The organism is Bacillus sp. PAMC28748, assembly GCF_014250415.1.
Taxonomy (GTDB): Bacteria; Bacillota; Bacilli; order Bacillales; family Bacillaceae; genus Bacillus; species Bacillus licheniformis.
On the sequence record NZ_CP060192.1, the window covers coordinates 1213472 to 1232500 of the forward strand.

A 19029-nucleotide genomic window follows, 5' to 3' on the forward strand; every position below is an offset into this window, starting at 1 on the left:
TTAAGTGTTTCACTTATATAACAAGAGAGAAACGGAGTTTGTGACAAAAAACGTTATATTTTAATGTGCTTCAGTTTATCGGGATTTGACACGATAAACACATTTTTGACGGAATCGCCTTCCGGATTCCAAGCAAAGCAAACCGCGTAAGCCGGGCGGTTGTTTTTCATGATCAAAACGCCCTTTTGGTCGTTGATATCGACTGGCATAAAGCGGCCGGAAAAGCTTCCCTTTGAAACAACTCCCGTAAAAAACGCATAAATGCGGCTCTTTCCATAGATCGGTCTCAAAGCGCTGCGCACTTTTCCGCCGCCATCTGTATACAATACGGCATCTTCAATCAATTTCTTGGAAAACTCCTCAAAATTACCTGTTTTCGCTGATTCGATAAACAGCTGGGCCAATTGCTGTTCTTCAACCGGCTGTGAAAATACCGAAATATCCTCGTTTAATTTCTGTTTCAGCCGGCTGTGGATTTGACGACAGTTCGCTTCCGACTTCCCGATAATGGACGAAATTTCCTTGTAATGATATCCAAATACTTCTCTAAACATCAAAACGGCTCTTTCTACAGGATTTAATCGGCTCATAACTACCAGAAAAGCATAGGATACCTTTTCTTTCTCTTCAACGTACTCAGCCGGGATTTGAGCTGAAAGCGCCACCTGCGGTTCCGGAAGCCATTCCCCGATATATACCTCCCGCTTCTTGCGGGCAGACTGCAGTTCATTTATGCAGCGGTTTGTGATTGATTTCGTTAAATATGCTTGAATATGGTCAATTTGACCGATATCTTTTTCCTGAAGGTCTGCGAACAATTCTTGGATGATGTCCTCTGCATCTTGAAAAGACCCGAGCATACGGTAAGCAATCGAAAAAAGCAATGAATGATATTGTCGATAATATTCCATAGACGCTCCCCCATAGATATTTTGCCTAAAAAAATAAAAGCTCTATAGGGAGCTTTTATTTCGGTATTCGAATCGTAAACTGAATATATTCTTCAAATTCCTCTTCTTCCGTATTCAGTTTGACGCCGCTGTCTTCCACCATTGATAAGGACTGGCGAATCGTATTCATCGCGATTCTCGCGTCCCTGCTGTACGCTTTTCTCTTTGGTTTAGGCTTGCGTTTATCCTGCTCAAGCATTTTGACGACACGGTCTTCGGTTTGTTTTACATTTAAACTCTTTTCAATGACTTCATGCAGCAGCTTGACCTGAAGGTCGGGCTGTTTCAACGGTATGAGCGCTCTTGCGTGGCGCTCTGAAATTTCTTTTTTCAAGATCGCTTCCTGCACCTCTTCCGGAAGCTTTAACAGTCTGAGCTTATTGGCGATTGTTGACTGGCCCTTTCCAAGCCTTTGTGCAAGGGCTTCCTGCGTCAAATCGTGAAGCTCTAAAAGCCTTGCATAAGCATGCGCCTCTTCAATCGAAGATAATTCTTCCCTCTGAAGGTTTTCGATAAGAGCGACAGAAGCGGTCTCTGTATCTGAAAAATCCTTAATAATAGCGGGAACCTTCTCCCAATCGAGCGTTTGAACCGCCCGCCAGCGCCGCTCTCCGGCTATGAGTTCATATTGGCCTTCCCGCTCTGTTTTTCTGACGACAATCGGCTGGATAATGCCGTGTGTATGAATGGTTGCAGCTAATTCTTTAATTTTTTCTTCTGAGAAAATGGTGCGCGGCTGAAAACGGTTAGGAATTATATCGCCTACTGGAATCTCTTGAATTTCTTCTTTATTCGTATCATGTTCAGCAATCTCTGCTTCTTCTTCCTTGTCGCCAAGTCCGAAGAGACGAGAGAATGAATGCTTCATGTACCTACACCACCTTTAAACACTGCCATTTTTATAATTCTATTTTCTCATGAATTTTCCTTCTGTGACATCACGAAATTTGAAGAAAACGAATAATTTAACCTTCAATAGGAGATTTATTAGGTGTTCCAGGCTTTCTTGGAAATTTCTTCGGTGTCTGCGATTGTTTTTTGATGACAATGATGTTTCTTTCGCTTTCTTCTATTGGCAGCTGAAAAGAATGTACGGTTTCAATTTTGCCTCCAAGCGTTTTGATGGCTTTTTTGCCCGTTTCAATTTCTTCATCAGCCGAAGCGGCTTTTAATGCTACGAATAAACCGTCTTTTTTCACAAGCGGAAGGCAGAGCTCGCTGAGAACCGAAAGGCGGGCGACAGCGCGTGCCGTCACAACGTCATAGCTTTCTCTGTGGTCTTTCGATCTTCCGAATGTTTCCGCGCGGTCATGGTAAAAAGCTGTGTTTTCCAGCTTCAAAGCGTCTGACAGCTGATTCAAAAAGTGAATCCGTTTGTTCAGTGAGTCAACGATTGTGACGTGAAGGTGAGGAAAGCAGATTTTAATCGGAAGGCTTGGAAATCCGGCACCCGCTCCAACATCACAGAGAGTGTTCATCTTTTTGAAATCAACATAAAAAGAGGCGGCGATGGAATCGTAAAAATGCTTTAAGTACACTTCTTTTTTCTCGGTAATCGAGGTTAAATTCATTTTTTCGTTCCATTCAACAAGCCATTCGTAATAAGTCTCAAATTGCTCCAGCTGGAAGGAGGAAAGGGAAATGCCTTTCTTCTCCAAACCGGCTGTAAATTGCTCAATGTTCATGCCGTCACCCTTTCTATTCCGCAACCTTGGCAATCCGTCCCTGCTCTAAATAAACGAGCAGTATGGAAATATCAGCAGGATTGACGCCGGAAATCCGTGAGGCCTGTGCGACAGACAGCGGTCTGACCTCTTTCAATTTTTGGCGCGCTTCCGTTGCAATGCCTTTGATCGCGTCATAGTCGATTCTGTCAGGAATCTTTTTATTTTCCATTTTCTTTAGTTTTTCGACCTGCTGCAAGGACTTTTCAATATATCCTTCATACTTAATTTGAATTTCCACCTGTTCGGCAACGTCGCCGGCGACTTTTTGTTCAGGCGGCGCAAGAGCAGTGACGGTTTCATAATTCATTTCAGGCCGCTTCATCAGGTCGGTCGCGCGAATGCCGTCTTTGAGCTCGCTGCCGCCCAGTGAACGGATATATTCCTGATTTTCCTTTGTCGGTTTGATAATAACAGAATGAAGGCGTTTTTTCTCTGCTTCAATGGCCGCTTTTTTCTCTTGAAACTTTTGATATCTTTCTTCAGAAATCAAGCCGATCTGATAGCCGATCTCGGTCAGGCGCAAGTCTGCATTGTCGTGACGCAGGAGCAGCCTGTACTCTGCACGCGAAGTCAGCAGGCGGTATGGTTCGTTTGTTCCTTTTGTCACAAGGTCGTCGATCAATACGCCGATATAAGCGTCTGAGCGGCTGAGAATGACCTCTTCTTTGCCAAGCGCTTTCCGGCCCGCATTGATACCGGCCATAATTCCCTGTCCGGCCGCTTCTTCATAGCCTGATGTTCCGTTAATCTGTCCGGCTGTGAAGAGTCCCGGAATTTTTTTCGTTTCCAATGTCGGCCACAGCTGTGTCGGTACGATCGCATCATATTCAATCGCATACCCCGCCCGCATCATTTGCACATTCTCAAGGCCGGGAATAGTTGAAAGCATTTTTCGCTGCACATCTTCTGGAAGGCTTGTCGACAATCCCTGGACATAGACTTCCTGGGTGTTGCGCCCTTCAGGCTCAAGAAAGATTTGGTGTCTCGGCTTGTCGTTAAAGCGGACGACCTTGTCTTCAATAGACGGGCAATATCTCGGTCCCGTTCCTTTGATCATGCCGGAGTACATCGGTGAACGATGCAAATTGTTGTCAATGATTTCGTGCGTTTCCGGACTTGTATATGTGAGCCAGCATGGAAGCTGGTCTGTAATATATTCCACCGTCTCATACGAAAAGGCCCGCGGCACTTCATCACCGGGCTGGATTTCCGTTTTGCTGTAGTCAATTGAATGACTGTTGACCCGCGGCGGCGTCCCTGTTTTAAAACGGACGAGGTCAAAGCCGAGCTCTTCAAGATGTTCAGACAGCTTGATGGACGGCTGCTGGTTGTTCGGTCCGCTGGAGTATGACAGATCGCCAAGAATGATTTTCCCTCTCAAAAATGTCCCCGTCGTCAGAACAACGGTCTTAGAACGGTACTCCGCCCCTGTCTGGGTTATAACGCCCCGGCATTCCCCGTCTTCAATAAGAAGGCGTTCGACCATTCCTTGCAGCATGGTCAAATTCGGTTCATTCTCAAGTGTCTTTTTCATTTCATGCTGATATTGGAATTTATCAGCCTGAGCCCGAAGCGCCCGAACGGCAGGTCCTTTTCCTGTATTTAAAAGCCTCATTTGGATATGCGTTTTATCAATATTTTTAGCCATTTCCCCGCCGAGCGCGTCAATTTCGCGGACGACGATTCCTTTTGCAGGTCCGCCGACAGACGGGTTACATGGCATGAAAGCAACCATATCAAGGTTAATCGTTAAGACAAGCGTTTTTGCGCCTTGTCTGGCTGACGCCAGCGCCGCTTCAACACCGGCGTGTCCGGCGCCGACGACAACGACGTCATATTGGCCTGCTTCATAGCCCATATGCTTTGTTCCTCCTTTATTTTCCTAAGCAAAATTGAGAGAAGAGCTGGTCGATCAGACTTTCGTGTACAGCATCGCCAATGATCTCCCCAAGAACTTCCCAGCATCTTGTTAAATCAATTTGAACCATATCGATCGGCACATCGTTTTCGATGCCCTCCAATGCGTCAGTGATGGCGCGCTTCGCCTCATGCAGCAGTGAAATATGCCTTGTATTGCTGACATATGTCAAGTCGCCGCTCTCGATCGCGCCTGTGAAAAACAGCGATTGAATGGCTTCCTCCAGCTCATCAATCCCTTCCTCTTTTAATAAGGAAGTCGTCACGACAGGCTGATTCCCAGCCAATTCCCGAACCCGATCAAGATCAAGCTTTTGCTCAAGATCGGTCTTATTGACAATGACGATGATGTCCATTCCCTTCGTTGCTTCAAAGAGCTTGATGTCTTCATCTGAAAGGGACTCGCTGTAATTGAGGACAAGCAAAATCAAATCTGCTTCTTTTAATACCTGTCTTGAACGTTCAACGCCGATTCGCTCGACGATGTCTTCGGTCTCGCGGATCCCGGCTGTATCGACGAGACGCAGCGGCACGCCTCTGACATTCACATATTCTTCAATGACATCCCGCGTCGTGCCCGGAATATCCGTTACGATCGCTTTTGTCTCGTGGACGAGACTGTTTAAAAGCGAGGACTTGCCGACATTGGGCCGCCCGATGATAACTGTCGAGATGCCTTCTCTTAATATTTTACCCTGCTCTGAAGTCGTCAGCAGCGCCTCGATTTCCTTTTTGACCTTTGTCGCTTTTTCAATCAGCATCTTGTGCGTCATTTCTTCAACGTCATCGTATTCCGGATAGTCAATATTCACTTCAACGTGGGCCAATGTTTCAAGAATCTCGGCCCTCAACCGTTTGATCAGTGAAGACAGCCTTCCTTCCATCTGATTCATGGCCACATTCATTGCCCGGTCTGTTTTGGCCCTGATGAGATCCATGACAGCTTCAGCCTGGGAAAGATCGATTCTTCCGTTCAAAAAGGCTCTTTTCGTAAATTCTCCCGGTTCCGCCAGACGCGCTCCCTCTCTCAAAACGAGCTGAAGCACCTGGTTGACAGTCACAAGTCCGCCGTGGCAGTTGATTTCTACAATATCTTCCCGCGTAAAAGTTTTCGGCGCTTTCAGTACCGAAACCATGACTTCTTCCACGACTTTTTCCGTTTCCGGATCAACGATATGACCGTAGTTAATCGTATGTGAATCGACGGAACTCAGCCTTTTTCCGCGAGGTCCTTTATACACTTTATCGGCGATCGCAAGAGCCTCAGGGCCGCTCATCCGGACGATCGCAATCGCCCCTTCTCCCATCGGCGTTGAAATCGCAGCGATGGTATCCATGGCTTTCACCTCTCTTTTTCATTCCTATATCTATTATCCCCATTTGCCGGGTCATCTTCCAAACATCGTATACGGATGAAAAACTTTTATTGTAATCAAAATTTAAAGATAACATAGTTTCAATTGAAGTGGAAGTGACTTGAACCGTTATCCACAACCGTTCTAAGCCATCATTACTTACTTTAACTTATCCACATGTGAATAACAATTAAATTTCATTTTCATCAACAGCTTACGCCTGAAAAAATAGAACTTAAACTGATTTTGCTGCATTTCATCGATTTTCAACGGCAAAAAAACCGAAGCCCCAATTTTGGGAACTTCGGTTTTCATGTTATTTTTTATATGAGATGACAAGGTGCCGGTTATGGTCTTCACCGGTAGAGTAAGTTTCGATATGCTGCGAGTAGCCCGCAAGCGTATCATGGATGACCTTGCGCTCACTGGAAGGCATCGGCTCCAGGTGAATGTCTTTTTTCTGCCTGGCCGCCTGGTCAGCAAGCTTCAATGCCAGCTGAGCAAGTGTTTCCTTCCGCTTTGCGCGGTATCCTTCGGCGTCAACCACCGCTTGGATATATCTGTCGGAATGACGATTGAGCACGAGCTGCGTCAGCGTTTCAAGGGCATTTAAAGTTTGTCCCCTTTTTCCAATTAAAAGAGCTGTTTTGTCTCCTTTCAACTGAAAAACCACTCGTTTAGACTCCTCTTCTGCCGTCACCTGGGCTTGTATTCCCATATTCGAAATTACATTTTCCAAATATTGTTTTGCTTCTTTAACCGGGTCTATTTTTTCCCGAATGTTCACGACTGCAGACCGATGACCGAAAATGCCGAATAATCCCTTTTTTCCTTCATCAACTACGTCGACTTCGACATCATCTGCATGAAGGCCCAGCTGTTCAAGCCCGGATTGCACTGCTTCATCGACGGTACGTCCAGTAGCAGTCAGTTCCTTCACTTTTTCTTACCTCCGGATTTTTTTCCTCCGGCTGCCGCTTCCTGTCTCTCAGCCTTTAGATCAGGCCCTTTGATAAAGAAGGTTTGAGCAATCATGAATAAGTTACCGACTACCCAGTACAGGGAAAGAGCCGCCGGGAAACTGATCGCAAATACAACGATCATGATCGGCATCAGCCAAAGCATCATCGCCATCTGCGGATTTTGCTGCGCTGTTCCCGCCATCATCAGCTTTTGCTGAATGAATGTGAACACACCGGCGAGAATCGGCAAAATGAAATACGGATCACGCTCCCCAAGGTCAAACCATAAAAAGCTGTGTTCTGCGATTTCCCGCGTTCTCATAATGGCATGATAGAATCCGATTAAAATCGGCATTTGAATTAAGATCGGGAAACATCCGGCAAGCGGGTTAACCCCGTGCTTCTGCATGAGAGCCATCGTTTCCTGTTGAAGCTTCTGCTGCGTTTTTTGATCTTTAGAACTGTATTTTTCACGAAGTTTTTGCATTTCAGGCTGGAGAGCCTGCATCGCTTTCGAACTCTTCGTCTGCTTGATCATCAGCGGCAAAATTAAAAGTCTGATTAAGATCGTGACGATGATAATCGCTAGTCCGAAGTTTTCATTCGTTAAATTTGCTACATACGTGATCAGCTGTGACAACGGGTATACGATATACGTGTTCCAAAACCCTTCGCTTTCTGCAGTGATCGGCTGGTTGATTTCCGTACATCCAGCTAAAAGCACGATAACGCCGATCATACTGAACAATAATAAAATTCGCCTCTTCAACAACATTTCCTCCTAAATCTTCATTCTTCAACCGGTATTATTCGGTTATGACCATTAAAAAGACATACTTTCTCGTATTTTATCATCTTTCTCCCCCGAATGGGCGACGACATTTTTCTGGAGCTAAAGGAAGCGCTTAAAAATGAGGGGCCATAACTTCTTTTAACCCGGACTATGATGGCTGATTCGGTTTTTTCCGGTAGACAAACGACTTTCTGAAAAGATGCTGCAAACTTTTTTTCGTCTCTTCATATGATAATTCAGCTGCAGGCTTTCTTGCGATGATAATGTAGTCATTTTCTTGTTTTAATAGATTCCGCTCTTCCTGGATGACCTGGCGAATCAGCCGCTTTACCCGGTTGCGCACGACTGCGTTTCCGATTTTCTTGCTGACCGACAGTCCCACCCGAAACTCTTTCGCTTCAGGCTGGTGAAGCACATATAAAACATATTGCCGGTTTGCCATCGATTTTCCCTTTTTAAATACTTTTTGAAAATCTTCATTTTTCTTTAATCGATTTCGCTTTTTCATATCTTCTTTCACTCCGATAACAAGCTGGCAAATGGGCCTGGTCATTCCTCTATGTAAAAAAGACCACTGACATTATTCAGTGGCCTAAGCTGATAATACTTTTCTTCCTTTGCGGCGACGACGTGCTAATACAAGACGTCCATTTTTAGAACTCATACGGCTGCGAAAGCCATGAACTTTGCTGCGCTTACGGTTATTTGGTTGAAATGTTCTTTTCATGTATGACACCTCCCTCGAGGAATAGCTGTTAAAGACAGTCTAATTTATTATATTGGGATGAGCAGTTCATTGTCAACTTCGCTCACACATTTCTTTTTTGCACCATAATAGGATAACACATATCAATTTTCTTCGAAAGCCTAATTTCATTTTTCCTCAATTTTAGCTTAAAAGATTTTTTTGGAAGCGGGAAAACGGGATGGACGAAGCGAAAAAAAGCCAATGTGGATATCTTTCTCCTCGTTTTTTCTATCCACAATCATTATCGACAACATTTTCACAAAACTAACCGTTGTGGACAATATTTCTTCAACAGTTTGTATAGTATGTGGATAAGTTCCTCGCAACCATTGCAACCACTCGCTTATTCTGATATTATATTTGTGTTTTAACTCTTGATAACAAATTGGCTGCCAATCCATTATCCACAAACTGTGGATAAGTTGTGGAAAGTTTTTTCACAGGGTGTGCAGTATTTTGTCCACATCTTGTGAAAAATGTCGAAAAGACGTTTTTCTACTATATTATATGTTTTCAACATTTCATTAACGAATGGACTCATCCATTTGCTCTTTTTTTGTGTTCTATAACAGGTTGGACAAGCAAATATTGCTGGTAAAGGAGGGACGAACCGCCATTATGAAAAACATATCGGATCTTTGGAATCAAGCTTTGGGGCAGATCGAAAAAAAATTGAGCAAGCCCAGCTTTGAAACATGGATGAAATCGACAAAGGCCCATTCATTGCAGGGCGATACGCTGATCATCACCGCACCGAACGAGTTCGCCAGAGACTGGCTTGAATCAAGATACCTGCACCTGATCGCCGATACGATCTATGATCTGACAGGAGAAGAATTGAGCATTAAATTTGTCATTCCTCAGAATCAAAATGAAGAAGATTTTATGCCAAAGTCTCCAATCAAAAAAATGTCGAAAGAAGAACCGGCTGATTTTCCGCAAAACATGCTGAATCCCAAATATACATTTGATACGTTCGTTATCGGTTCAGGAAACCGATTCGCCCACGCAGCGTCTTTGGCAGTGGCTGAAGCCCCGGCGAAAGCTTACAATCCGCTGTTTATTTACGGGGGAGTCGGACTTGGAAAGACTCACTTAATGCATGCGATCGGGCACTATGTCATCGATCACAATCCATCTGCAAAAGTGGTTTATTTGTCATCTGAGAAATTTACAAATGAGTTCATTAACTCGATCCGTGACAATAAAGCTGTCGATTTTCGCAATCGCTATCGAAATGTTGACGTTCTTTTAATAGACGATATTCAATTTTTAGCCGGAAAAGAACAGACGCAAGAGGAATTTTTCCATACGTTTAATACGCTGCATGAAGAAACAAAGCAGATTGTCATTTCCAGCGACCGGCCTCCAAAAGAGATCCCAACGCTTGAAGACCGTTTGCGCTCCCGTTTTGAATGGGGATTGATCACTGACATCACGCCTCCTGATCTGGAAACAAGAATTGCGATTTTAAGAAAGAAAGCAAAAGCAGAAGGACTTGATATCCCGAATGAAGTCATGCTTTATATTGCCAATCAGATCGACAGCAATATCAGGGAGCTGGAAGGGGCATTAATCAGGGTTGTCGCATATTCTTCCTTGATCAATAAAGACATTAACGCCGATCTGGCTGCTGAAGCTTTGAAAGATATCATTCCTTCTTCAAAGCCGAAAGTCATTACGATCAAAGACATCCAAAGAATCGTCGGCCAGCAGTTCAATATCAAGCTGGAGGATTTCAAGGCGAAGAAACGGACAAAATCGGTGGCTTTTCCGCGGCAGATCGCTATGTATCTATCAAGAGAAATGACAGATTCTTCTCTTCCGAAGATCGGCGAAGAATTTGGCGGACGCGACCACACGACGGTCATCCATGCCCATGAGAAAATATCAAAACTGCTGAACGATGATGAACAGCTTCAGCAGCAGATTAAAGAAATTAAAGAGCAGCTGAGATAAGTGATGAGCGGGAAAGTGTGAATAACTTGAACATGGCCTTACACAGTCTGTCCACATGTGGATAGGCTGTGTTTCCGTTCTTTTTTTCACTTATCCACAAATCCACAGCCCCTACTAGTACTTCTGCTATTTTTTTAAAACATAATAATTAATAGATTCCCGCAAGGAGGATGATTATGAAGTTTACAATTCAAAAAGACCGCCTGGTCGAAAGTGTCCAAGATGTGTTAAAAGCCGTTTCTTCAAGAACGACGATTCCGATCTTAACCGGTATTAAAATCGTGGCCTCTGATGAAGGGGTCTCTCTGACAGGCAGCGATTCCGATATTTCGATTGAATCGTTTATCCCGAAAGAAGACGGCGATTTAGAGATCGTGACAATTGAACAGCCCGGCAGCATTGTGCTTCAAGCCCGTTTTTTCAGTGAAATTGTCAAAAAGCTGCCGATGTCAACAGTGGAAATCGAGGTTCAAAATCAATACTTAACGATCATCCGCTCCGGCAAAGCAGAGTTTAACTTAAACGGTTTGGATGCAAGCGAATATCCGCTTTTGCCGCAAATTGAAGAGCATCACGCTTTTCAAATTCCGACCGATCTGCTGAAAAACCTGATCCGCCAAACCGTTTTTGCAGTGTCCACCTCAGAAACACGCCCAATCTTGACAGGTGTAAACTGGAATGTCACTGGCGGTGAATTAATATGCACTGCAACGGATAGTCATCGTCTTGCGCTAAGGAAAGCTAAGCTCGACATTAACGAAGACAGTTCATACAATGTCGTCATCCCAGGAAAAAGCTTAACCGAGCTCAGCAAAATCCTTGATGACCATCAGGAGCTTGTCGATATTGTGATTACCGAAACACAAGTGCTGTTTAAAACAAAAAACGTTCTGTTTTTCTCCAGGCTTCTTGACGGAAACTATCCGGATACGAACCGCCTGATTCCTCAGGAAAGCAAAACGAACTTGATTGTCAATACTAAGGAATTTCTCCAGGCGATCGACAGGGCTTCGCTTTTGGCGAGAGAAGGACGAAACAACGTGGTGAAACTTTCCGCAGCCGCCAATGAGTCGATCGAAATTTCTTCAAACTCTCCGGAAATCGGAAAGGTTGTTGAAACGGTGAATGCCGAGCAGATCGAAGGGGAAGACTTAAAGATATCCTTTAGTCCGAAATATATGCTGGATGCCCTTAAAGTTCTTGAAGGAGAGGACATTCATGTAAGCTTCACAGGCGCTATGAGGCCTTTTCTGATCCGTACGCCGAATGACGATTCGATCGTCCAATTAATTCTTCCTGTCCGGACGTATTAATTTGTTGGAATAGAAAGTTGCCGGCTGGTCCGGCAGCTTCTCTTATTTTTTCTGGAGAAAAGCGCTCTCGCCCTGCCTTGATTGCTCATACCGCAAGTTTCCCCTTTCCTTCTTTCCCTGTTTTTTAGTACAATTAGATATTAGTGATATTGAAAGAGGTCGATATAATGACAAAGACGGTGGCTATTGATACAGAGATGATTACCCTCGGCCAGTTTTTGAAATTGGCGGATGTCATTCAGTCCGGAGGAATGGCAAAATGGTTTTTATCGGAATATGAAGTACTCGTCAATGACGAGCCGGATAACCGCCGCGGACGAAAACTGTATGTCGGAGATGTGGTGACGATTGAAGGATTCGGTTCATTTCAAGTCGTCGGCTAAAAGCAGGTGGTATTGATTGTATATCCAAAATCTTACATTATCGTCTTACCGTAATTATGAGCGCCTTGACCTTCAATTTGAGAACAAAGTGAACGTGATTATCGGAGAGAACGCTCAAGGAAAAACAAATTTGATGGAAGCGATCTATGTGCTTGCGATGGCGAAATCCCATCGGACGTCAAATGATAAAGAACTCATACGATGGGATGAAGACTATGCTAAAATAGAAGGCAGGGTCATTAAAAAAAACGGTTCTGTTCCCATTCAGCTTGTGATTTCCAAAAAAGGAAAAAAAGGTAAAGTGAATCATATTGAACAGCAGAAGCTGAGCCAGTATGTCGGGGCTGTCAACACGATTATGTTCGCGCCGGAGGATTTAAATCTCGTAAAAGGAAGTCCTCAGGTCAGAAGAAGGTTTCTCGACATGGAAATCGGCCAAGTATCACCTGTCTATCTTCATGACCTTTCTCTTTACCAAAAAATCCTTTCACAACGGAATCATTTCTTGAAGCAGCTTCAAACGAGAAAGCAAACCGATCAAACGATGCTTGACGTGCTGACGGAACAGCTTACGGAATTCGCGGCAAAGGTTGTGATGAAACGGCTTCAGTTTGTCGATCAGCTTGAAAAATGGGCTCAGCCCATTCATTCCGGAATTTCAAGAGGTCTGGAAGAGCTGACGTTAAAGTATCATACGTCTCTTCACGTATCAGATTCGCCCGATTTGTCGAAAATGATCAATAGTTATCAAGAAACGTTTTCTAAATTAAGAGATAAAGAAATAGAACGGGGGGTATCTCTTTCAGGTCCCCACAGGGATGATGTTCTTTTCTATGTCAATGGCCGTGATGTGCAGACTTACGGATCGCAGGGCCAGCAGCGCACGACTGCATTGTCGCTTAAATTGGCTGAAATCGACTTGATTCAGGAAGAGATAGGAGAATACCCGATTCTGCTTTTGGATGATGTTTTATCAGAGCTGGACGACTATCGGCAGTCTCACTTGCTCCACACCATTCAAGGCCGCGTTCAAACATTCGTAACAACGACAAGCGTTGATGGAATTGATCATAAAACCTTAAACGAAGCGGAAATCTTTCGTGTTGAAAATGGCACGCTATCGGACTGAAAAAATGGGGTGAGGGATTGTATATCCACTTAGGTGACGATTTTGTCGTCTCAACGCGTGAAATTGTGGCTATTTTTGATTACAAGGCAAAGACATCGCCGATTGTTGAGGAGTTTTTAAGCAAGCAAAAACAGCGGATTGTCTCTTCTAACAGCACGCCGAAGTCAATTGTTGTCACATTACAATCGATTTATTTTTCTCCTTTAGCCTCAGGCACGTTGAAAAAACGGGCGCAATCCAAGCCGGAAATCGATTCATAAAGAATCTTAACTATAAATTTATTATGTTTGAAGAAAAGTGTAGGTGAATGTGCGTGGCAATGGAACAGCAAAATAATTACGATGAAAATCAGATACAGGTTCTAGAGGGATTGGAAGCCGTTCGGAAAAGACCCGGAATGTACATCGGGTCGACAAGCGGCAAAGGTCTGCACCATTTAGTATGGGAAATTGTCGATAACAGCATCGATGAAGCATTGGCCGGTTACTGCACTGAAATCAATGTCGCAATTGAAAAAGACAACAGCATCACAGTAAAAGACAACGGACGGGGTATCCCGGTCGGTATTCATGAGAAGATGGGTCGTCCCGCTGTGGAAGTCATCATGACTGTCCTGCACGCCGGAGGAAAGTTTGACGGAAGCGGATATAAAGTTTCGGGCGGTTTGCACGGCGTCGGTGCTTCTGTTGTTAACGCCCTTTCAACCGAGCTGGATGTAACGGTTTACAGAGATGGAAAAATCCATTATCAGGAATTTGAACGTGGCGTTCCGAAAGCTGATTTGAAAGTCATTGGAGATACGGAAGTGACGGGAACGACCACACACTTCAAGCCTGATCCGGAAATATTCACGGAAACGACTGAATACGACTATGATACGCTCGCCACTCGTGTCCGCGAACTCGCTTTCTTGACAAAAGGCGTCAAAATCACGATCGAAGACAAGCGAGAAGGAAAAGAACGCAAGAATGAATACTGCTATGAAGGCGGTATTAAAAGCTATGTTGAACACTTGAACCGTTCGCGGGAAGTTATTCATGAAGAGCCGGTCTATATTGAAGGATCCAAAGACGGCATTACAGTCGAGGTGGCTCTTCAATACAATGACAGCTATACAAGCAACATTTATTCATTTGCTAACAACATTCATACGTATGAAGGCGGAACCCATGAAGCCGGCTTTAAGACCGGTTTGACGAGGGTCATCAATGATTACGCGAGAAGAAACGGCGTATTCAAAGAAAGCGATCCGAACTTAAGCGGAGAAGACGTCCGGGAAGGTTTGACAGCGATTATTTCAATCAAGCACCCGGATCCTCAATTTGAAGGGCAGACGAAAACAAAGCTCGGCAACTCAGAAGCGCGTACGATAACAGATGCGCTATTTTCAGAAGCGCTTGAAAAGTTTCTGCTAGAAAACCCGGATTCAGCGAAAAAAATCGTTGAAAAAGGGGTTATGGCCGCCAGAGCACGGATGGCTGCAAAGAAAGCACGCGAATTGACGCGCAGAAAAAGCGCCCTTGAAGTGTCCAATCTGCCGGGGAAACTTGCTGACTGTTCTTCTAAAGACCCGACGATTTCCGAACTTTACATCGTTGAGGGTGACTCTGCGGGCGGATCGGCAAAACAGGGCCGCGACCGTCATTTCCAAGCAATTTTGCCTTTGAGAGGGAAAATTTTGAACGTCGAAAAAGCCCGCCTGGACAAAATATTGTCCAACAATGAGGTTCGTTCTATGATCACCGCCCTTGGCACCGGAATCGGGGAAGATTTCAACCTTGAAAAAGCCCGCTACCACAAAGTCGTGATTATGACGGATGCCGACGTCGATGGTGCACACATCAGAACATTGCTGCTGACCTTTTTCTACCGCTACATGAGACAGATTATCGAACAAGGATATGTCTACATCGCTCAGCCGCCTCTTTACAAAGTACAGCAGGGGAAACGCGTTGAGTATGCGTACAATGACCAGCAGCTCGAAGAAATTTTAAAAGAGCTTCCGCAAAATCCTAAGCCAGGCCTGCAGCGCTACAAAGGTTTGGGCGAGATGAATGCGACACAGCTTTGGGAAACGACGATGGATCCAGAAACGCGGACATTGCTTCAAGTAACGCTCAAAGATGCGATTGATGCGGATGAAACCTTTGAAATGCTGATGGGCGACAAGGTTGAACCGCGCCGCAACTTCATCGAAGAGAATGCCCGATATGTAAAGAATTTGGATATTTAATGATTGTAAGACCTTATTTTCGCTTAATTGAAATAAGGTCTTTTCTAGAATGAGCCTTTGGCGCTCTAGTCATTTGATGTGTATAAAATCAAGATTATTGATATAATGGAGAATAGCCTAATTCGTTGAAGAGTATAAATACAAATCTACTCCCACACAACTCATGTAGATTCTCCAGGGAGGTTTTTTAATGAGTGAACAACATAAGCCCCAAGTTCAGGAAGTCAATATCAGTCAGGAAATGCGCACATCTTTTTTAGATTACGCAATGAGTGTTATTGTTTCCCGCGCTCTTCCGGACGTAAGAGACGGTCTGAAGCCGGTGCACAGAAGAATATTGTATGCGATGAACGACCTTGGGATGACAAGTGATAAGCCGTATAAAAAATCCGCGCGTATTGTCGGCGAAGTTATCGGTAAGTACCACCCTCACGGTGATTCTGCTGTTTACGAAGCCATGGTCAGAATGGCGCAGGATTTTAACTATCGGTACATGCTCGTTCAAGGCCATGGAAACTTCGGTTCTGTTGACGGCGACTCGGCTGCGGCCATGCGTTACACAGAAGCGAGAATGTCTAAAATATCAATGGAAATTCTGCGCGACATCAATAAAGACACAATCGATTACCAGGACAACTATGACGGTTCGGAAAAAGAGCCGGTTGTTATGCCTGCGAGATTTCCGAACTTGCTTGTCAACGGAGCGGCCGGTATTGCTGTAGGTATGGCCACAAACATCCCGCCGCATCAGCTCGGTGAAGTCATTGACGGTGTTTTGGCGGTCAGCAAAAACCCTGATATCACGCTTCCGGAATTGATGGAGATCATTCCTGGACCCGACTTCCCTACAGCAGGGCTGATCTTGGGAAGAAGCGGTATCCGAAAGGCCTATGAAACAGGCCGGGGATCAATTACGCTTCGAGCCAAAGCTCAAATCGAAGAAACATCTTCCGGCAAACCGGTAATCATTATTACGGAAATACCGTACCAAGTGAATAAAGCAAGGCTGATCGAAAAAATCGCCGATCTAGTGCGCGATAAGAAAATCGACGGCATTACGGATCTCCGCGATGAATCAGACCGAAACGGAATGCGCATCGTCATTGAACTGAGAAGGGATGCAAATGCCAATGTACTGTTAAATAACTTGTACAAGCAGACCGCTCTTCAAACATCATTCGGCATTAATCTTTTGGCGCTTGTTGACGGCCAGCCGAAAGTATTGAGCTTGAAGCAGTGTCTGGAGCATTATCTCGACCATCAAAAAGTCGTGATCAGAAGGCGTACTGCATTCGAGCTTCGCAAAGCGGAAGCGCGGGCCCATATTCTTGAGGGCTTGAGAGTGGCGCTTGATCACCTTGATGAAGTTATTTCCCTAATTAGAAATTCGCAAACGGCTGAAATCGCAAAAAACGGATTGATTGAGAAGTTTTCTTTGACTGAAAAACAGGCCCAGGCGATTTTGGACATGCGTCTCCAGCGTTTAACAGGGCTGGAACGCGAAAAAATCGAAGAGGAATATCAAAGCCTTGTTGAGCTGATTGCAGAGCTAAAAGCAATCTTAGCAGACGAAGAGAAAGTTCTTGAAATCATTCGGGAAGAGCTCACAGAAGTTAAAGAGCGCTTTAATGATGAGCGCCGTACTGAAATCGTGACATCGGGCCTTGAGACGATTGAGGATGAAGATCTCATCACGCGCGAGAATATCGTTGTGACTTTAACTCATAACGGATATATCAAACGTCTGCCTTCTTCTACTTACCGCAGCCAAAAACGGGGCGGGAAAGGCATTCAGGGCATGGGTACAAATGAAGACGACTTCGTTGAACACCTGATTTCAACATCCACCCATGACACCATTCTCTTCTTCTCGAATAAAGGGAAGGTGTACCGTGCGAAAGGATATGAGATCCCTGAATTCGGACGGACAGCGAAGGGAATTCCGATTATTAACCTGCTTGAAGTGGAAAAAGGAGAATGGATCAACGCGATTATTCCGGTAGGCGAATTTGATGACGAGTCTTATTTGTTCTTCACGACAAAACACGGAATATCAAAACGCACACCGCTTTCTCAATTCGCGAATATCCGCAATAATGGATTGATCGCCTTAAGCCTCCGCGATGAGGATGAATTGATCGCTGTCCGCCTGACGGATGGAAATAAACAAATTATTATCGGCACGAAGAACGGTCTGCTCATCCGTTTCCCTGAAACAGATGTAAGGCAAATGGGAAGAACAGCAGCCGGCGTTAAGGGCATCAATCTGACAGATGACGATGTTGTTGTCGGCATGGAGATTTTGGAAGAGGATTCACACGTGCTAATCGTAACTGAAAAGGGCTACGGAAAACTGACGCCCGCTTCAGAATACAGGGTGCAAAGCCGCGGAGGAAAAGGGCTGAAAACCTGCAAAATCACAGAAAATAACGGATCTCTTGTGACAGTGAAAGCAACGACAGGAGAAGAAGATTTAATGATCATCACAGCAAGCGGCGTGATCATTCGGATGGATATTAAAGATATCTCCACGACCGGACGCGTCACTCAAGGTGTGCGACTTATCCGCTTAGGTGAACAAGAGCATGTCGCGACTGTCGCTTTAGTTGAAAAAGATGAAGAGAACGATTCAGAAGAACAGGAAGCGGATGAATCATAAAAACATGCAGCCAAATGGCTGCATGTTTTTCTATTCAATCTTTCAAATATAATCTTTTCATCAGGAACATAATGTGCTATAATTTCTCTTGGTCGCTTATAAAAACAACAACAAAAACTTTTTCAAAAAAGTATTGACCGCTTTTCTCATAAATGTTATATTTAAGTGGTCGCTTTGAGAGCGGCAGCGAAGTTCTTTGAAAACTAAACAAGACAAAACGTACCTGTTAATTCATTATAAATCGCACATGTAAGTGTGCGTAGTCAGGGGCCTGCACGATGCAGGTCATGCAGATGTTGTCACAGGATGTGACGAACTTAATCTGCGCTCCATTATTTCATGGAGAGTTTGATCCTGGCTCAGGACGAACGCTGGCGGCGTGCCTAATACATGCAAGTCGAGCGGACCGACGGGAGCTTGCTCCCTTAGGTCAGCGGCGGACGGGTGAGTAACACGTGGGTAACCTGCCTGTAAGACTGGGATAACTCCGGGAAACCGGGGCTAATACCGGATGCTTGATTGAACCGCATGGTTCAATCATAAAAGGTGGCTTTTAGCTACCACTTACAGATGGACCCGCGGCGCATTAGCTAGTTGGTGAGGTAACGGCTCACCAAGGCGACGATGCGTAGCCGACCTGAGAGGGTGATCGGCCACACTGGGACTGAGACACGGCCCAGACTCCTACGGGAGGCAGCAGTAGGGAATCTTCCGCAATGGACGAAAGTCTGACGGAGCAACGCCGCGTGAGTGATGAAGGTTTTCGGATCGTAAAACTCTGTTGTTAGGGAAGAACAAGTACCGTTCGAATAGGGCGGCACCTTGACGGTACCTAACCAGAAAGCCACGGCTAACTACGTGCCAGCAGCCGCGGTAATACGTAGGTGGCAAGCGTTGTCCG

The 19029-nt window shown here is 44.9% G+C and carries 16 protein-coding genes and 1 rRNA gene (1 of these 17 running past the window's edge); 8 read left to right on the forward strand and 9 right to left on the reverse strand.

What is annotated here, in order from left to right; genetic code table 11:
- Positions 1 to 53 precede the first annotated feature (53 nt).
- From H7F26_RS06140 to rpmH, 9 genes are all read right to left on the reverse strand, one after another.
- Positions 54 to 911, reverse strand: coding sequence for an RNA polymerase sigma-70 factor (locus H7F26_RS06140; RefSeq protein ID WP_003178040.1), 858 nt, complete (start codon positions 909 to 911; stop codon positions 54 to 56).
- Between the two features lie 55 nt (positions 912 to 966).
- Positions 967 to 1818, reverse strand: a complete 852-nt coding sequence (gene noc, locus H7F26_RS06145) for a nucleoid occlusion protein (RefSeq protein ID WP_003178042.1) — start codon at positions 1816 to 1818, stop codon at positions 967 to 969.
- A gap of 97 nt (positions 1819 to 1915) precedes the next feature.
- Positions 1916 to 2635 (reverse strand): 16S rRNA (guanine(527)-N(7))-methyltransferase RsmG, encoded by a 720-nt coding sequence (gene rsmG / locus H7F26_RS06150; protein ID WP_003178044.1) that lies wholly within the window; start codon positions 2633 to 2635, stop codon positions 1916 to 1918.
- A gap of 13 nt (positions 2636 to 2648) precedes the next feature.
- The gene (mnmG, locus tag H7F26_RS06155; RefSeq protein ID WP_003178046.1) at positions 2649 to 4535 is read right to left on the reverse strand and encodes a tRNA uridine-5-carboxymethylaminomethyl(34) synthesis enzyme MnmG; all 1887 of its coding nucleotides are present in this window, start codon (positions 4533 to 4535) and stop codon (positions 2649 to 2651) included.
- A 16-nt stretch (positions 4536 to 4551) separates the two neighbouring features.
- Entirely contained in the window at positions 4552 to 5931 is a 1380-nt protein-coding gene (gene mnmE / locus H7F26_RS06160; RefSeq protein ID WP_003178047.1) for a tRNA uridine-5-carboxymethylaminomethyl(34) synthesis GTPase MnmE, read from the reverse strand.
- 334 nt (positions 5932 to 6265) lie between these two features.
- Positions 6266 to 6889, reverse strand: a complete 624-nt coding sequence (gene jag / locus H7F26_RS06165) for an RNA-binding cell elongation regulator Jag/EloR (protein ID WP_003178050.1) — start codon at positions 6887 to 6889, stop codon at positions 6266 to 6268.
- Complete coding sequence (gene spoIIIJ, locus H7F26_RS06170; protein ID WP_011198500.1) at positions 6886 to 7686, reverse strand: YidC family membrane integrase SpoIIIJ; 801 nt, start codon at positions 7684 to 7686, stop codon at positions 6886 to 6888. The genes jag and spoIIIJ overlap by 4 nt, the downstream gene beginning before the upstream one ends.
- Positions 7687 to 7852: 166 nt before the next feature.
- Positions 7853 to 8212: a ribonuclease P protein component gene (gene rnpA, locus H7F26_RS06175; protein WP_003178055.1), complete on the reverse strand. Its 360-nt coding sequence runs from the start codon at positions 8210 to 8212 to the stop codon at positions 7853 to 7855.
- An 84-nt stretch (positions 8213 to 8296) separates the two neighbouring features.
- Positions 8297 to 8431, reverse strand: a complete 135-nt coding sequence (gene rpmH / locus H7F26_RS06180; RefSeq protein WP_003178075.1) for a 50S ribosomal protein L34 — start codon at positions 8429 to 8431, stop codon at positions 8297 to 8299.
- Between the two features lie 639 nt (positions 8432 to 9070).
- On the opposite strand from rpmH, the gene dnaA reads away from it, so the two are divergent.
- From dnaA to H7F26_RS06220, 8 genes are all read left to right on the forward strand, one after another.
- On the forward strand, positions 9071 to 10411 hold the full coding sequence (dnaA, locus tag H7F26_RS06185) for a chromosomal replication initiator protein DnaA (protein ID WP_003178077.1): 1341 nt from the start codon (positions 9071 to 9073) through the stop codon (positions 10409 to 10411).
- 176 nt (positions 10412 to 10587) lie between these two features.
- The gene (dnaN, locus tag H7F26_RS06190; RefSeq protein ID WP_003178080.1) at positions 10588 to 11724 is read left to right on the forward strand and encodes a DNA polymerase III subunit beta; all 1137 of its coding nucleotides are present in this window, start codon (positions 10588 to 10590) and stop codon (positions 11722 to 11724) included.
- Positions 11725 to 11891: 167 nt separating this feature from the next.
- Positions 11892 to 12107, forward strand: coding sequence for a S4 domain-containing protein YaaA (yaaA, locus tag H7F26_RS06195; RefSeq protein WP_003178084.1), 216 nt, complete (start codon positions 11892 to 11894; stop codon positions 12105 to 12107).
- Between the two features lie 16 nt (positions 12108 to 12123).
- Entirely contained in the window at positions 12124 to 13236 is a 1113-nt protein-coding gene (gene recF, locus H7F26_RS06200; protein ID WP_003178089.1) for a DNA replication/repair protein RecF, read from the forward strand.
- A gap of 17 nt (positions 13237 to 13253) precedes the next feature.
- Complete coding sequence (gene remB, locus H7F26_RS06205; protein ID WP_003178090.1) at positions 13254 to 13496, forward strand: extracellular matrix regulator RemB; 243 nt, start codon at positions 13254 to 13256, stop codon at positions 13494 to 13496.
- A gap of 59 nt (positions 13497 to 13555) precedes the next feature.
- Positions 13556 to 15469: a DNA topoisomerase (ATP-hydrolyzing) subunit B gene (gyrB, locus tag H7F26_RS06210; protein WP_009330043.1), complete on the forward strand. Its 1914-nt coding sequence runs from the start codon at positions 13556 to 13558 to the stop codon at positions 15467 to 15469.
- A 190-nt stretch (positions 15470 to 15659) separates the two neighbouring features.
- Complete coding sequence (gene gyrA, locus H7F26_RS06215; RefSeq protein WP_003178095.1) at positions 15660 to 18128, forward strand: DNA gyrase subunit A; 2469 nt, start codon at positions 15660 to 15662, stop codon at positions 18126 to 18128.
- 336 nt (positions 18129 to 18464) lie between these two features.
- A 16S ribosomal RNA gene (locus H7F26_RS06220) occupies positions 18465 to 19029 on the forward strand; it runs 985 nt beyond the window's last position.

Coding starts and splice junctions, on each gene's coding strand:
- spoIIIJ (WP_011198500.1), bottom strand. CDS start 7,686: ATGTTGTTGAAGAGGCGAATTTTATTATTGTTCAGTATGATCGGCGTT.
- rpmH (WP_003178075.1), bottom strand. CDS start 8,431: ATGAAAAGAACATTTCAACCAAATAACCGTAAGCGCAGCAAAGTTCAT.
- rsmG (WP_003178044.1), bottom strand. CDS start 2,635: ATGAACATTGAGCAATTTACAGCCGGTTTGGAGAAGAAAGGCATTTCC.
- dnaN (WP_003178080.1), top strand. CDS start 10,588: ATGAAGTTTACAATTCAAAAAGACCGCCTGGTCGAAAGTGTCCAAGAT.
- noc (WP_003178042.1), bottom strand. CDS start 1,818: ATGAAGCATTCATTCTCTCGTCTCTTCGGACTTGGCGACAAGGAAGAA.
- yaaA (WP_003178084.1), top strand. CDS start 11,892: ATGACAAAGACGGTGGCTATTGATACAGAGATGATTACCCTCGGCCAG.
- H7F26_RS06140 (WP_003178040.1), bottom strand. CDS start 911: ATGGAATATTATCGACAATATCATTCATTGCTTTTTTCGATTGCTTAC.
- gyrB (WP_009330043.1), top strand. CDS start 13,556: ATGGAACAGCAAAATAATTACGATGAAAATCAGATACAGGTTCTAGAG.
- mnmE (WP_003178047.1), bottom strand. CDS start 5,931: ATGGATACCATCGCTGCGATTTCAACGCCGATGGGAGAAGGGGCGATT.
- mnmG (WP_003178046.1), bottom strand. CDS start 4,535: ATGGGCTATGAAGCAGGCCAATATGACGTCGTTGTCGTCGGCGCCGGA.
- gyrA (WP_003178095.1), top strand. CDS start 15,660: ATGAGTGAACAACATAAGCCCCAAGTTCAGGAAGTCAATATCAGTCAG.
- rnpA (WP_003178055.1), bottom strand. CDS start 8,212: ATGAAAAAGCGAAATCGATTAAAGAAAAATGAAGATTTTCAAAAAGTA.
- dnaA (WP_003178077.1), top strand. CDS start 9,071: ATGAAAAACATATCGGATCTTTGGAATCAAGCTTTGGGGCAGATCGAA.